The sequence below is a fragment of the Paraburkholderia sp. Ac-20347 genome (genome assembly GCF_017104805.1).
Classification (GTDB): domain Bacteria; phylum Pseudomonadota; class Gammaproteobacteria; order Burkholderiales; family Burkholderiaceae; genus Paraburkholderia; species Paraburkholderia tropica.
Map to the genome: position 1 here is coordinate 1 of NZ_JAAGPN010000234.1, position 12,855 is coordinate 12,855.

At 64.9% G+C, this 12,855-nt stretch carries 13 protein-coding genes; 6 read left to right on the forward strand and 7 right to left on the reverse strand.

All coding sequences use genetic code 11. The features are described 5' to 3' along the window. The coding region (locus G3N97_RS30170; protein ID WP_241030920.1) for a LuxR C-terminal-related transcriptional regulator at positions 1-344 on the forward strand (344 nt) is incomplete at its 5' end. A 119-nt stretch (positions 345-463) separates the two neighbouring features. On the opposite strand, the gene G3N97_RS30175 is transcribed toward G3N97_RS30170, so the two are convergent. From G3N97_RS30175 to G3N97_RS30195, 5 genes are all read right to left on the reverse strand, one after another. Continuing rightward, the gene (locus G3N97_RS30175) at positions 464-1,165 is read right to left on the reverse strand and encodes an ABC transporter ATP-binding protein (protein WP_205996598.1); all 702 of its coding nucleotides are present in this window, start codon (positions 1,163-1,165) and stop codon (positions 464-466) included. After that, positions 1,165-1,935 (reverse strand): high-affinity branched-chain amino acid ABC transporter ATP-binding protein LivG, encoded by a 771-nt coding sequence (gene livG, locus G3N97_RS30180; protein WP_205996599.1) that lies wholly within the window; start codon positions 1,933-1,935, stop codon positions 1,165-1,167. The genes G3N97_RS30175 and livG overlap by 1 nt, the downstream gene beginning before the upstream one ends. Further along, entirely contained in the window at positions 1,932-3,212 is a 1,281-nt protein-coding gene (locus tag G3N97_RS30185; protein WP_205996600.1) for a high-affinity branched-chain amino acid ABC transporter permease LivM, read from the reverse strand. Before G3N97_RS30185 ends, livG begins: the two co-directional genes overlap by 4 nt. 7 nt (positions 3,213-3,219) lie before the next feature. Further along, positions 3,220-4,146, reverse strand: a complete 927-nt coding sequence (gene livH, locus G3N97_RS30190; protein WP_065065390.1) for a high-affinity branched-chain amino acid ABC transporter permease LivH — start codon at positions 4,144-4,146, stop codon at positions 3,220-3,222. Positions 4,147-4,288: 142 nt separating this feature from the next. After that, positions 4,289-5,404 (reverse strand): branched-chain amino acid ABC transporter substrate-binding protein, encoded by a 1,116-nt coding sequence (locus tag G3N97_RS30195; RefSeq protein ID WP_205996601.1) that lies wholly within the window; start codon positions 5,402-5,404, stop codon positions 4,289-4,291. 1,052 nt (positions 5,405-6,456) lie between these two features. Between G3N97_RS30195 and G3N97_RS30200 the strand changes: the two genes are divergently transcribed. The 3 genes from G3N97_RS30200 (at position 6,457) to G3N97_RS30210 (ending at position 9,354) form a co-directional block, all read left to right on the forward strand. Beyond that, the gene (locus tag G3N97_RS30200; protein WP_205996602.1) at positions 6,457-7,446 is read left to right on the forward strand and encodes an ABC transporter substrate-binding protein; all 990 of its coding nucleotides are present in this window, start codon (positions 6,457-6,459) and stop codon (positions 7,444-7,446) included. A gap of 213 nt (positions 7,447-7,659) precedes the next feature. Continuing rightward, positions 7,660-8,556, forward strand: a complete 897-nt coding sequence (locus G3N97_RS30205) for an ABC transporter permease (RefSeq protein WP_205996603.1) — start codon at positions 7,660-7,662, stop codon at positions 8,554-8,556. A gap of 3 nt (positions 8,557-8,559) precedes the next feature. After that, positions 8,560-9,354, forward strand: coding sequence for an ABC transporter ATP-binding protein (locus G3N97_RS30210; protein ID WP_205996604.1), 795 nt, complete (start codon positions 8,560-8,562; stop codon positions 9,352-9,354). A 109-nt stretch (positions 9,355-9,463) separates the two neighbouring features. Here G3N97_RS30210 and G3N97_RS30215 read toward each other — a convergent pair whose 3' ends face one another. After that, on the reverse strand, positions 9,464-9,859 hold the full coding sequence (locus tag G3N97_RS30215; protein WP_205996605.1) for a PaaI family thioesterase: 396 nt from the start codon (positions 9,857-9,859) through the stop codon (positions 9,464-9,466). 383 nt (positions 9,860-10,242) lie between these two features. On the opposite strand from G3N97_RS30215, the gene G3N97_RS30220 reads away from it, so the two are divergent. Further along, the gene (locus tag G3N97_RS30220) at positions 10,243-11,382 is read left to right on the forward strand and encodes an alanine--glyoxylate aminotransferase family protein (RefSeq protein ID WP_241030921.1); all 1,140 of its coding nucleotides are present in this window, start codon (positions 10,243-10,245) and stop codon (positions 11,380-11,382) included. 48 nt (positions 11,383-11,430) lie between these two features. Here the strand turns inward: G3N97_RS30220 and G3N97_RS30225 are convergent, their stop codons facing one another. Beyond that, positions 11,431-12,192, reverse strand: coding sequence for a class I SAM-dependent methyltransferase (locus G3N97_RS30225; RefSeq protein ID WP_205996607.1), 762 nt, complete (start codon positions 12,190-12,192; stop codon positions 11,431-11,433). 155 nt (positions 12,193-12,347) lie between these two features. On the opposite strand from G3N97_RS30225, the gene G3N97_RS30230 reads away from it, so the two are divergent. Further along, positions 12,348-12,855: HAD family phosphatase (locus tag G3N97_RS30230; RefSeq protein WP_205996608.1), on the forward strand; the 508-nt coding region annotated here is incomplete at its 3' end.

Genomic DNA, 12,855 nt, shown 5'->3' on the forward strand with positions numbered 1-12,855 from the left:
TGCTGCAGGTGCTGGTCGCGCCGCTCGGCACGCATCGCGCCATCGACGGCGTCACGGCCGTCTCGCGGCGCGGCACGGCCATGCTGGTGATGACCGATCCCCTGGCCGCACGGCGCGGCGTGGAGCAGCGCCTGATCGCCCTGTTCGGCCTCACGCCCGCCGAGGCGCGCGTAGCGGGCGAAGTCGGCAAGGGTCATGAGCCGCGCGACATCGCCGCGGCCTTGCAGATCATGCCGTCGACCGTGCGCACGCATCTGCATCACGTCTTTGCGAAAACGGCCACGCGCCGTCAAGGCGATCTCATGCGTCTCCTCGAACAGATCGCGCTGACGCGCGGCGATTGAAACCCGCGATCGACCCTGTGAAAAGCGGGGTAAAAATGAAAACGGCCCGCGCAATCGCCGCTCGAAAGCAGCACATTGCGCGGGCCGTGAAACGGCGAAACCGACTTGAATCCGCCTGATCAACCGCCCAGATAGGCGCGCTTGATATCGTCGTTGGCGAGCAGATTGTCGGCGCTGTCCGCCAGCACGACGCGGCCCGTTTCGAGCACGTAACCGCGATCGGCCACATGCAGCGCCTTGTTCGCGTTCTGCTCGACGAGGAACACCGTCACGCCTTCCTCGCGGATCTCGCGGATGATGTCGAAAATCTGCGCGATCACGAGCGGCGCGAGGCCGAGCGTGGGTTCGTCGAGCAGCAGCAGACGCGGCTTGCTCATCAGCGCGCGACCGATCGCGAGCATCTGCTGCTCGCCGCCCGACATCGTGCCCGCACGCTGCTTCGCACGCTGATTCAGGCGCGGAAACAGCTTGAAGACGTGCTCGATGCCCGCTTCGATCTCGTGCTGCGAGGCGAAAAAGCCGCCCATCTGCAGGTTTTCGAGCACCGTGAGGCTCGGAAACACGCGGCGGCCTTCCGGCGAAATCGCCATGCCCTTGCGCATGATTTCATGCGTGGGCAGACGCGTGATGTCCTCGCCTTCGAACGTCACGCGGCCCGACGAGGCGCGCGGCGTGCCGCACACGGTCATCATCAGCGTGGTCTTGCCGGCGCCGTTGCTGCCGATCAGCGTGACGATCTCGCCCTTGTTCACTTCGATCGACACGCCCGCCAGCGCTTCCACCGCGCCATAGTGGGTATGGACCTGTTCCAGCTTCAGCATCAGTCCTCTCCGAGATACGCCTTGATCACGCGCGGGTCGTTGCGCACTTCATCGGGTTTGCCGATCATGATCGGCTTGCCGTGCTCCATCACCAGAATGCGATCCGACACGCCCATCACAAGGCTCATGTCGTGTTCGATCAGGAGTACGGAGATTCCGAATTCGTTGCGCAAGCCGTCGACCATCTGCTGCAGCTCGATCTTTTCCTGCGGATTGAGACCGGCAGCGGGTTCGTCGAGCATCAGCAGACGCGGATCGGTAATCATGCAGCGCGCGATTTCGAGGCGTCGCTGATGACCGTACGACAGCGTGCCCGCTTCGCGATTGGCCACGTTTTTCAAACCCACGCGATCGAGCCAGTACGCGGCGCGTTCGAGCGCGGCGCGTTCTGCGCGGCGATACGCGGGCGTCGCGAACAGACCGCTCAGCATGTTGCGGTTGACCTTCAGGTGCTGCGCGACCATCAGGTTTTCGAGCACCGTCAACTGCTTGAAGAGGCGAATGTTCTGGAACGTGCGCACGAGGCCGCGGCGCGCCACCATGTGGCTCGGCTGGCCCGTGATCGCGTGGCCGTCGAGCACGATGTCGCCCGCAGTGGGCTTGTAGAAGCCGCCCACGCAGTTGAACACCGTGGTCTTGCCCGCGCCGTTCGGCCCGATGATGGCGAACACTTCGTTCGGACGCACATCGAAGTCGATGCCGTCGACGGCCAGCAGACCGCCGAAGCGCATCTGCAAGCCCGCTACTTTCAACAGGTTTTGTGCGCTCATTGCGGCAACTCCACATGCGGGCGGCTGGCAGGCAACAGCCCCTGCGGACGCCACATCATCATCAGCACCATCACCAGACCGAAAATCAGCATGCGATATTCGGCGAAGCCGCGCGCCACTTCCGGCAGCGCCGTCAGCAGGATCGCCGCGAGCACCACGCCGAGCTGCGAGCCCATGCCGCCCAGCACGACCACGGCAAGAATCAGCGCCGACTCGATGAAGGTGAACGACTCGGGCGTGACGAGGCCCTGGCGCGCCGCGAAGAACGCGCCCGCGAGACCCGCGAACGACGCACCCAGCGTGAACGCCGAGAGCTTGATGCGCGTGGGGTTCAGACCGAGCGAGCGGCACGCGATTTCATCTTCGCGCAGCGCTTCCCACGCGCGGCCCATCGGCATGCGCAGCAGGCGGCTCGTGACGAACAGCGTGAACGCGACCAGCACCAGCGCGAGCAGGTACAGGAAGATCACCATGTGCTCGCCGCTGTACTCGATACCGATCAGATCGTTGAAGGTCTTCGCGCCGTCGACGCTCGCGTGACGCGCGAGTTCGAAACCGAACACGGTGGGCTTCGGAATTCCCGAGATACCGTCCGGGCCGCCCGTGATGCTCGTGAGATTGTTGAGCAGCAGGCGGATGATTTCGCCGAAACCGAGCGTGACGATCGCGAGATAGTCGCCGCGCAGACGCAGCACCGGAAAGCCCAGCACGAAACCGAACGTGGCCGAGGCCAGCGCCGCGAGCGGCAGGCATTCCCAGAACGTGAAGCCGAAGTACTGATTGAGCAGCGCATACGTATAGCCGCCCACCGCGTAAAAGCCCACGTAACCGAGGTCGAGCAGACCCGCGAAACCCACCACGATATTCAGGCCGAGCCCGAGAATCACGTAGATGAGCGCGAGCGTGGCGACGTCGATCGAGCCGCGCGATCCCATGAACGGGAACAGCGCGCCGAACGCGAGCAGCACCCAGATCGCGACGCGCTGCTGACGCGCGCCGAGCGCGGGCACCGAGGGCAGCTTCAGGCCGCTCGTCGCGCGCTGGAACAGCGGCTTGACGAGCTGGAACACGAACACCACGGCGGCGGCGATCCACACCGGACGCCAGTGTTGCTGCAGCACGACCTGATAGCCGTCGAGCGTGAGTTGCAGGCCGAGAATCGGCGCGGTCAGGATGATCGTCGCGACGGCGGCGGCGAACGCGCCCTTCACCGTCTGCGCCGACGACTGGCCGTGCGCGCGAGTGTCGGCCGCGCGAACCGGAACAGATTGGCTCATATCGACCTCACACTTTTTCGACGTCCGGCTTGCCGAGCAAACCGGTGGGACGGAACAGCAGCACGAGCACGAGCAGGCCGAAAGCCACCACGTCCTTGTACTCCGACGGCATGTAGCCCGCCGCGAAGGTTTCCGCGAGACCGAGCAGCACGCCGCCGAGCATCGCGCCCGGAATGCTGCCGATGCCGCCGAGCACCGCCGCCGTGAACGCCTTGATGCCCGCGATGAAGCCGATATACGGATTGAGCTTGCCGATCGTCAGACCGATCAGCACGCCGCCCACCGCCGCGAGCATCGCGCCGAGCACGAACGTGAACGAGATCACGCGGTTCGTGTCGATGCCGAGCAGGTTGGCCATCTTCATGTCTTCCGCGCAGGCGCGGCACGCGCGACCCATGCGCGAACGCGAGATGAACAGCGTGAGCGCGATCATCAGCACGAGCGTCACGCCGACGATCAGCATGCGCGCGTACGGGATCGTCACTTCGAAGTTGCCGCCCATGTTGAAATCGAGCGCGCCGGAAATGAGTTCCGGCACCGACACGTCGCGCGCGCCCTGCCCGATCTGCACGTAGTTCTGCAGGAAGATCGACATGCCGATCGCGGAGATCAGCGGCACGAGACGCGGCCCGCCGCGCAACGGCCGATACGCCACGCGCTCGACCGCGAAACCGTAGAGCCCGGTGACCAGCACCGAGACGATGAGCGCCGCGCCCAGCACGAGCGGCAGCGGATAACCCGCCGAGGTGCCGATGGCCGTGAGCGTGACGAGGCCCACATAGGCGCCGATCATGTAGATCTCGCCGTGAGCGAAGTTGATCATGCCGATGATGCCGTAGACCATCGTGTAGCCGATGGCGATCAGCGCATAGATCGCACCCAGCGTGAGCCCGTTGACGAGCTGCTGGGTGAACTGAGGAAGAAAATCATTCATGCGTAAGCCCCGCGGCCATGAAGCCGATGAGAGACCTTGGAGAGACTCTTGAAACCGTGACGATCCGTCCGCTGTTGCGCATCGTTGGAAAACGCCCCGCCCGCCGCGACGGCGAACGGGGCGTTGCGATGCGCGGCGAGGATCAGTTCGCGGCGGTCTTCGTGGCGTCCTTGTGCCACGTGTAGACGACGAAGCGGAACGACTTCAGGTCACCCTGCTTGTCGTATTCCACCTTGCCGATCGGCGTGTTGAACGCGTTGGCGTGCAGGTAAGCGGCAACCTTGGTCGGGTCCGTGCTCTTCGCGCCCTTGATGCCGTCGGCGATCACTTCGACCGCTGCGTAAGCCGGCATCTGGAACGGACCGTTCGCGTCGCGCTTGGCGTCGGCGAAGGCCTTCACGAGCTTCGCGTTGGCCGGGTCGGCGGCGAAGTCGGCCGGCAGCGTCACGAGCATGCCTTCCGAAGCCGGGCCGGCGATCGCCGTCACGTCCTTGTTGCCCACGCCTTCCGGACCCATGAACGTCGCCTTCACGCCCTGTTCACGCGACTGGCGCATGAGCAGGCCCATTTCCGGGTGGTAGCCGCCGAAGTAGACGAAGTCCACGCCTTGCGACTTGAGCTTCGTGACGACTGCCGAGTAGTCCGAATCACCGGCGTTGATGCCTTCGAACACGACGACCGGGATGTGCGCCTTGTCGAGCGCGGCCTTCACCGACGTCGCGATGCCCTGACCGTACGACTGCTTGTCGTGCAGGATCGCAACCTTCTTCGGCTTGACCTTCTCGATGATGTACGCAGCGGCTGCCGGACCTTGCTGGTCGTCGCGGCCGATCGTGCGGAAGATGAACTGGCGCTTCTTGCCTTCGGTCAGCTGCGGTGCGGTCGCCGACGGCGTGACCATCACGACGCCTTCGTTTTCGTAGATGTCGGAAGCGGGGATCGTCGAGCCCGAGCAGACGTGGCCAACCACGTACTGGATGTGCTGCGAGACGATCTTGTTCGCGACGGCGACGGCTTGCTTCGGCTCGCAGGCGTCGTCCATCAGGACGGCTTCGAGCTTGTTGCCGTTCACGCCGCCAGCGGCGTTGATCTGTTCGATCGCGGTCAGGGCACCCGCCTTGACCATGTCGCCGTACTGGGCGACCGGGCCGCTGAACGGACCGGCAATGGCGATCTTCACGGTATCGGCTTGCGCGGATGCACCAAAGGCGAGCAGCGCGGCAGCCAGGGAAACTGAGGTGAGGCGGGACAACGTCATCAGGAGCTCCTCGATTGTTTTCGGGTCAACCGGTCAGACGGATTGACCTGCGCAAACGAACAGCACCCCAATGGCGAGCATTGGAGAACGACAACGACGGGCCAGAAAAGATAGACGCAACGGGGCCCGGCATATATCACCCGCTTTGTTGCGGTTGAGTTCGGAGAGATCACGTGGATACGTGTCTCTGTTGCGCAAGCGATCCGCCTGCCCCGTTCACTGCATTTCGCGCCGGGAAGGTGGTCCGGGCTCAATCAGCGACCCGCGGATGCTATCAATAAACCCTCCCACTCGCAAGCAAGGGTTTTTTCCGATACCTGCAGGGGTATTGGCTTGAGTCAATTGACGAAAATCACGAGGAACCGCTTGAAAACATTTGGAAAATACTCGGTGACGGCGACGGGAAATCGCCCCGCCACGCGCTCAGGCCCGGCTGGTGTGGCACAGCGGATTTCATTTTCCGATCCGAAATAAATGGCACGGTTTTTTCCTTTCGGAAACTGCGGCGATTTCCGAAACGAAACGATTTATCCAATCGGAAACTAACGCCGTTCACATCAAGAAATCGCGATAAAAACGGCCTGTTTGCATGCAGGAAAACCCTAAATGCAAAGTGCGCCAAGTCGTTGATTCGATTCACAAAACTTACACAAACATTTCAATCGAATCGCGCGATCCAATGGAGATCGCGAGAAAATCACCGCATACACGCGCTGCGGATATTTCCCATTGGAAACCAGGAAAACTTTCGGGCGCCTACGTATTTTTCTCGAAAATGCGCCGGCCTCGTTGATGAAAATCAGCGGACATACCGTCGCATTACCGCACCACTGCGCCGCCGCGTCGTTCCAGACGCGCGAACTCCGGTGTATGCTCGCTGCCTCGCCGCCGGTCTTATGCACCAACGCGGCGCACGGCGTGCGGGCATGACCGGGGCACCTTTCCGGGCCAACTTCCGGGACACCACGGGCGCCGCGCGCCGCGTTGCGGCGAAGCCGCACACAGCGGCCCACACCCGTCCAGAACCGAACATTCGGGGGAGATCAAAGAGAATGAAGACCGTCAAACTGGCCGCCCGCGCCGCCACCCTTACCCTGATCGCCAGCGCCGCCGCGCTCTCGCTCGCCTGCGGCGCCGCGCACGCAGCCGACACCGCCACCGTCGAAGTGCTTTCGATCGTCGAACATCCGGCGCTCGACGCGATCCGCGACGGCGTGCGCGACGAGCTGAAGGCCGCCGGCTACGACGCCGGCAAGAACCTCAAGTGGGAATACCAGAGCGCGCAGGGCAACACCGGCACGGCCGCGCAGATCGCGCGCAAGTTCGTCGGCGACAACCCGAGCGCGATCGTCGCCATCGCGACGCCGTCGGCGCAGGCCGTGGTGGCCGCAACGAAGTCGGTGCCCGTGGTCTATTCGGGCGTCACCGATCCGGTCGCCGCGCAGCTCGTCAAGACGTGGTCGGCGAGCGGCACCAACGTGACCGGCGTGTCCGACAAGCTGCCGCTCGACAAGCAGGTCGCGCTGATCAAGCGCGTCGTGCCGAACGCGAAGACGGTGGGCATGGTCTACAACCCCGGCGAAGCAAATTCGGTCGTGGTCGTGAAGGAACTGAAGGCGCTGCTCGCCCAGCAAGGCATGACGCTCAAGGAAGCCGCCGCGCCGCGCACCGTGGACATCGGCTCGGCCGCCAAGAGCCTGATCGGCAAGGTCGACGTGATCTATACGAACACCGACAACAACGTCGTCTCGGCTTACGAAGCGCTCGTGAAAGTCGCCAACGACGCGAAGATCCCGCTCGTCGCGTCCGACACGGACAGCGTGAAGCGCGGCGCGATCGCGGCGCTCGGCATCGACTACAGCGACCTCGGCCATCAGACCGGCAAGGTCGTCGTGCGCATCCTGAAGGGCGAAAAGCCCGGCGCGATCGCTTCGGAAACCAGCAACAAGCTCCAACTGTTCGTGAATCCGGCCGCCGCGCAGAAGCAAGGCGTGACGCTGTCGGCCGATCTGCTCAAGGACGCGACTTCGGTCGTGAAGTAAGGCCCGCGCGCGCATGAAGGATCGACGGCCGCGCAGGTAGCGCGCGCTGCGTTTCCCATCGGAAACGCCCGCCGCGCCGTCGATTCCGCAAGGCCCGCCAGGGCACCCTCGCACGCGCCGGCGTGCGGCCTCACCCGGGCCGCGCGCCGCTGCGGCGACCGATCCGGCGACGTCGCCACAATCGACGCGCCGGAGACCGCAACAGGATTCCCCATGTCCCTCTATTCGCTGCTGGGCGCGCTGGAGATCGGCCTGATCTTCAGTCTCGTCGCCCTCGGGGTGCTGATCTCGTTTCGCATCCTCAACTTCCCCGACCTGACCGTCGACGGCAGCTTTCCGCTCGGCGGCGCCGTCGCGGCCACGCTGATCGCCAGCGGCCACGATCCGTTTCTCGCCACCGTCTGCGCGATGCTCGCGGGCACCGCCGCCGGTTTCGTCACCGGCTGGCTCAACGTGCGCCTGAAAATCATGGATCTGCTCGCCAGCATCCTGATGATGATCGCGCTCTACTCGATCAATCTGCGCGTGATGGGCGCGCCCAACGTGCCGCTCATTTCCGAAGCCACCGTCTTCACGATGATCCAGCCCGCGTGGCTGCCCGACTATGTGCTGCGTCCGCTCGCGCTGCTCGTCGTCGTGTGCGTGGCGAAGTTCGGCGTGGACTGGTTCTTCTCGTCGGAATACGGTCTCGCGCTACGCGCGACCGGCGCGAATCCGCGCATGGCGCGCGCGCAGGGCATCGCCACCGGCCGCGCCACGCTCGCGGGCATGGCGCTGTCGAACGCGCTCGTCGCGCTCGCCGGTTCGCTGTTCGCGCAGACCCAGGGCGGCTCGGATATTTCGATGGGCATCGGCACCATCGTGATCGGTCTCGCGGCGGTCATCATCGGCGAAAGCATTCTGCCGGCGCGCCGTCTCGTGCTCACGACGCTCGCCGCCGTGCTCGGCGCGATTCTCTATCGCTTCTTCATTGCGCTCGCGCTCAACAGCGACTTCATCGGCCTCAAGGCGCAGGATCTGAATCTCGTGACCGCCGTGCTCGTGACGATCGCGCTCGTGCTGCCCGCGACGCGCAAGAAGCTGTTTGGCCGCAAGAACGGGAGAGGCTAAGCCATGCTCAGCGCACAAGACCTTCGACTCACTTTCAATCCCGGCACGCCGATCGAAACGCGCGCGCTGCGCGGGCTCACGCTCGACATTCCGACCGGCCAGTTCGTGGCCGTGATCGGCTCGAACGGCGCGGGCAAATCGACCTTCCTCAACGCGATCAGCGGCGACCAGATGGTCGACGAAGGCACGATCACGATCGACGGCCAGGACGTCACGAAGAAGCAGGCCTGGGACCGCGCGCATCTGGTCGCACGCGTGTTTCAGGACCCGATGGCGGGTACCTGCGAGGCGCTCACGATCGAGGAAAACATGGCGCTCGCGATGGCGCGCGGCAAGCGGCGCGGCTTCGGTTCGGCGCTGAAAAAGCAGGATCGCGAGCTGTTTCGCGACAAGCTGCGGCTGCTGAATCTGGGCCTGGAAAATCGTCTGACCGACCGCATCGGGCTGCTCTCGGGCGGCCAGCGCCAGGCCGTGAGCCTGCTGATGGCGTCGCTGCAACCGTCGCGCATTCTGCTGCTCGACGAGCACACGGCCGCGCTCGATCCGAAGACCGCCGCGTTCGTGCTCGAACTCACGGCGCGCATCGTCGAAGAAGCGAAACTCACGACGATGATGGTCACGCACAGCATGCGCCAGGCGCTCGATTACGGTCAACGCACCGTGATGCTGCATCAGGGCCAGGTGGTGCTCGACGTGTCCGGCGAACAGCGCCGCGGCCTCGATGTGCCCGACCTGCTGCGCATGTTCGAGCAGAACCGCCACGAACAGCTCGACGACGACGCTCTGCTGCTGGGCTGATTTTCTTCAGTGCCATCGGCAAGATAAAAAGCCCGCTTCCCTACGGAAGCGGGCTTTTTTACGCGCAAGCGATTAATTCGGATGCCGAATCAATAAACGACCCCAGCAATCAAGCCGATTTCGCGTACTTGAACGTGCCTTGCGCACTCGCGATCAACAGCGCGTCGTCGACCCATGCTTCCGCGCGCGCGAAGAAAATCGAACGGCCACCGCGTTCGAGAAAACCCTTCGCGCGCACGAACTGGCCCAGACCCTTGTCGAGATAATTGGTGGTGAGCGAGAGCGTGAAGCCGTGCCGCTTGGGCGCGTCCAGCTCGGCGAACAGGCCCGCGTAGCCCGCGGCGGCGTCGAGCAGCGTGGCGATCGCGCCGCCTTGCAGCACGCCCTGGCGATTGAGTTTCGATGCGTCGATCGGCATCAGCAGTTCGGCGTAGCCTTCGCGCCAGGCCGCGACGCTCACGCCGAGCGTTTCGAGAAACGGATTGTCGACGGCGAATTGCGTCATGCGTGCTGTCCCCTCGGTGTTGTCGATGAATGCGGGCGTTGCGTTTGAAACTTCGGTCGAAGCATCGTTGCAAAGCCGCGCCGCGCAGCCGATTATAGAACCCCGCGCCGCGCGTCGCAGCGCCGCATGCCGACTGTTCAGGCGAAAAGCGCGCAACTGTACATGGTATTGCGCGGCCAGCCGGAGAACACTGTACGTTTCTCTTGCCGCCCGAGCGCGCGCATCTTTCCACTGTCCCAAAAGGAATCATCATGACCGACAACACGCGACCCACCGACTCCCTCACCCTGCAACGGGCGGCAGCGGCGGCCGCCGCCGCGTTGCCGGTCCCGTGCCCGCCTGTCGATCCGCTCACCGAGATCCTGCCCGACGAACCGCTGCTCATGATGGGCGCGGGCCCCGTGCCGATTCCTGACGCCGTCGCGAAGGCCAACTCGGTCGTCATCAATCACCTCGGCGACACCATGGCGCGCGTCATCGACCAGGTGAAAACCATGGCGCGCTACGTGTTCCAGACGCGTTCGAACTGGGTGCTCGGCGTGGCCGGCCCCGGCTCGGCAGCCATGGAAATGGCGATCTCCAACCTCGCCTGGCCCGGCACGCGCGTGCTCTCCATCGTCAACGGCTTCTTCAGCGGCCGCATGGCGGAGATGGCGCGCCGCATCGGCGCCGACGTCACCACGCTCGACGTGCCCGACCGCGAGATCGCGTCGCTCGAAGCGGTTGCGAAGGCCATCGAACGCACGCGCCCGGCCATCGTCACCATCGTGCATGGCGAAACGTCGAACACGGTCTGGAATCGCCAGCTCAAGGACATCGTGCAGATCGCCAAGGCGGCGGGCGCGCTCGTGGTGGTGGACGCCGTCTGCACACTGAGCACGATGCCGCTGGAAATGGACGCGTGGGGCATCGACACCGTGATTACGGGCGGCCAGAAAGGTCTCTCGTCGATTCCGGGCGTCTCGCTGATCGCGTTCTCCGACGCGGCCTGGGAACGCGTGCGCACGCGCACCGCGCCGAACACGCACTGGTGTCTCGACGCCGTGCTCGCCGAAAACTTCTGGCACAAGGCGGGCTATCACTACACCGCGCCGGTGTCGGGCGTGCTCGCGCTGCACGAAGCGCTGCGGCTCGTCTGCACGGAGACGCTGGAAAAGCGCTTCGCGCGCCATCAGCGCTGCTCGCTCGCGCTGCAAAGCGGCGTGGCGGCGCTCGGCCTCGCGCTCTACACGCCTGAACTTTGCCGCCTGAATTCCGTGGTCGGCATCGAGCTGCCCACCGGCATCACGCCGCGCGACGTGTGCAATCACATCTCGCAGCAGTATCAGGTGGAGATCGCTGGATCGTTCGGACTTCCAATCATTCGTATCGGGCAGATGGGCGAGCAATGCCGCGAGCACCATCTGTTCCGCACCGTGCATGCGCTCGGCCGCACGATGCGCGATCTCGGCGCGAAGGTCGATCTGCCCGCGGGCGTGGCCGCGCTCGAAGAATCGCTGTCGGCGGCGAGCGCGCGGCGCTGATCGCCCGCTGCACAAACGGACGTTCGCCGCGCTTCGCGGCGCGTCAGATCACACGCGGCGCGCCCGCACGCAGATAAACGCGGGCGCGATCATCAACTCCGCGTAGAGCGCGGGCGCGACGGCCTTCATCTCGGGCAAGGGCTTCGGCTCGCTGATGCGATCGACGCTCCAGCCCGTGTCGATCAACGCGTTGACGATGTCGGCAAGCGGGCGGCGATACGCTTCCACATACGGCTTCGGCTCGCCGAAGCCGCCCCAGTGCAGGCCGAAGCGCGTGGTCTCGAAGTACGTGCGGCCACCGCGCGTGCGCGTGTCGATCCAGTCGCGCATCGGGTGCGCCATCGAGAACACCAGTTGCGCGCCGGGCCGCGCCACGCGATGAAACTCCGCGAAGGTGTCCGCGAGATGCTCGACATAGTCGAGCGCGAGCGAGCAGACGATGCGGTCGAACTGTGCATCCGCGAGCCAATGGAGCGGCTGGCCGAGATCGCCTTGCGCGACCTCGACCGCCATGCCCGCGCAACGCACGCGGGCGAGTTCGACCATCGCCGGAGTGACGTCGAATGCCTGCACGCGCGCGCCCTTGCCCGCGAGTTCGGCGCTGACGATACCGGGGCCGCAACCCGCGTCGAGCACCTCGAGGCCCGCCACGTCGCCGAGCAGCGCTTCGGTGGCCGGGCGTTCGTAGAGCGCGTTGTGCGGTTTTTCGGGCGCCATTTGCGCGTAGCGGTCGGCGAACTGCGTGTAGCTGGCGCGGCCCGGCAGTTCGGGGGCGGCGTCGGTCTTGTCGGCGGCGGAGTCGTTGTGCATGCTGGCGTGAACGGAAAAGCGAAACCGCCATTGTCCCGTGTTTCGTGCCTTCGACTCCAGTGCGCGCCGCGTGCCGGTATCATCGCGCTCTTGCCGCGCGGCCCGCGCCCGCTCATCATTTCAATCTGCTTTCACTTTTCCACGCTCATTCGACGATGTCCGCACTTTCCGCTCTCCCCTTCGACGCCGTGCTGTTCGATTGCGACGGCGTGCTGGTCGATTCCGAACGCATCACGCATGTCGTGCTGGTCGAGATGCTCGGCGAACTGGGCTGGACGCTCAGCGTCGACGATGCCATGCGCATCTTCGTCGGCAAGATGGTGAAGGACGAGGCCGATCGCATCGAGGCGCACACCGGCTATCGCATCACCGAAGACTGGCTGACGGGTTTTCGCGCGCGCCGCAACGAGGCGCTCGCGCGCGACCTCGTGGAAATTCCGGGCGCGCCGGACGCCGTTCGCGCCGTGCATACGGCCTTCGGCGGGCGAATCGCCGTGGCGTCGGGCGCCGATCGCCGCAAGGTCGAGCTGCAATTGCGCAAGGTCGGCCTGCTCGCGTGTTTCGACGGCCATATTTATAGCGGCCACGAAACGCCGCGCAGCAAGCCGCATCCCGACGTCTATCTGGCGGCGGCGGCCGGGCTCGGCGTGGATCCGCGCCGCT

Excerpts from the sequence above, each read along its gene's own strand:
- G3N97_RS30175 (WP_205996598.1), bottom strand. The coding sequence starts at position 1,165 with ATGCTGAAGCTGGAACAGGTCCATACCCACTATGGCGCGGTGGAAGCG.
- livG (WP_205996599.1), bottom strand. The coding sequence starts at position 1,935 with ATGAGCGCACAAAACCTGTTGAAAGTAGCGGGCTTGCAGATGCGCTTC.
- G3N97_RS30185 (WP_205996600.1), bottom strand. The coding sequence starts at position 3,212 with ATGAGCCAATCTGTTCCGGTTCGCGCGGCCGACACTCGCGCGCACGGC.
- livH (WP_065065390.1), bottom strand. The coding sequence starts at position 4,146 with ATGAATGATTTTCTTCCTCAGTTCACCCAGCAGCTCGTCAACGGGCTC.
- G3N97_RS30195 (WP_205996601.1), bottom strand. The coding sequence starts at position 5,404 with ATGACGTTGTCCCGCCTCACCTCAGTTTCCCTGGCTGCCGCGCTGCTC.
- G3N97_RS30200 (WP_205996602.1), top strand. The coding sequence starts at position 6,457 with ATGAAGACCGTCAAACTGGCCGCCCGCGCCGCCACCCTTACCCTGATC.
- G3N97_RS30205 (WP_205996603.1), top strand. The coding sequence starts at position 7,660 with ATGTCCCTCTATTCGCTGCTGGGCGCGCTGGAGATCGGCCTGATCTTC.
- G3N97_RS30210 (WP_205996604.1), top strand. The coding sequence starts at position 8,560 with ATGCTCAGCGCACAAGACCTTCGACTCACTTTCAATCCCGGCACGCCG.
- G3N97_RS30215 (WP_205996605.1), bottom strand. The coding sequence starts at position 9,859 with ATGACGCAATTCGCCGTCGACAATCCGTTTCTCGAAACGCTCGGCGTG.
- G3N97_RS30220 (WP_241030921.1), top strand. The coding sequence starts at position 10,243 with ATGATGGGCGCGGGCCCCGTGCCGATTCCTGACGCCGTCGCGAAGGCC.
- G3N97_RS30225 (WP_205996607.1), bottom strand. The coding sequence starts at position 12,192 with ATGCACAACGACTCCGCCGCCGACAAGACCGACGCCGCCCCCGAACTG.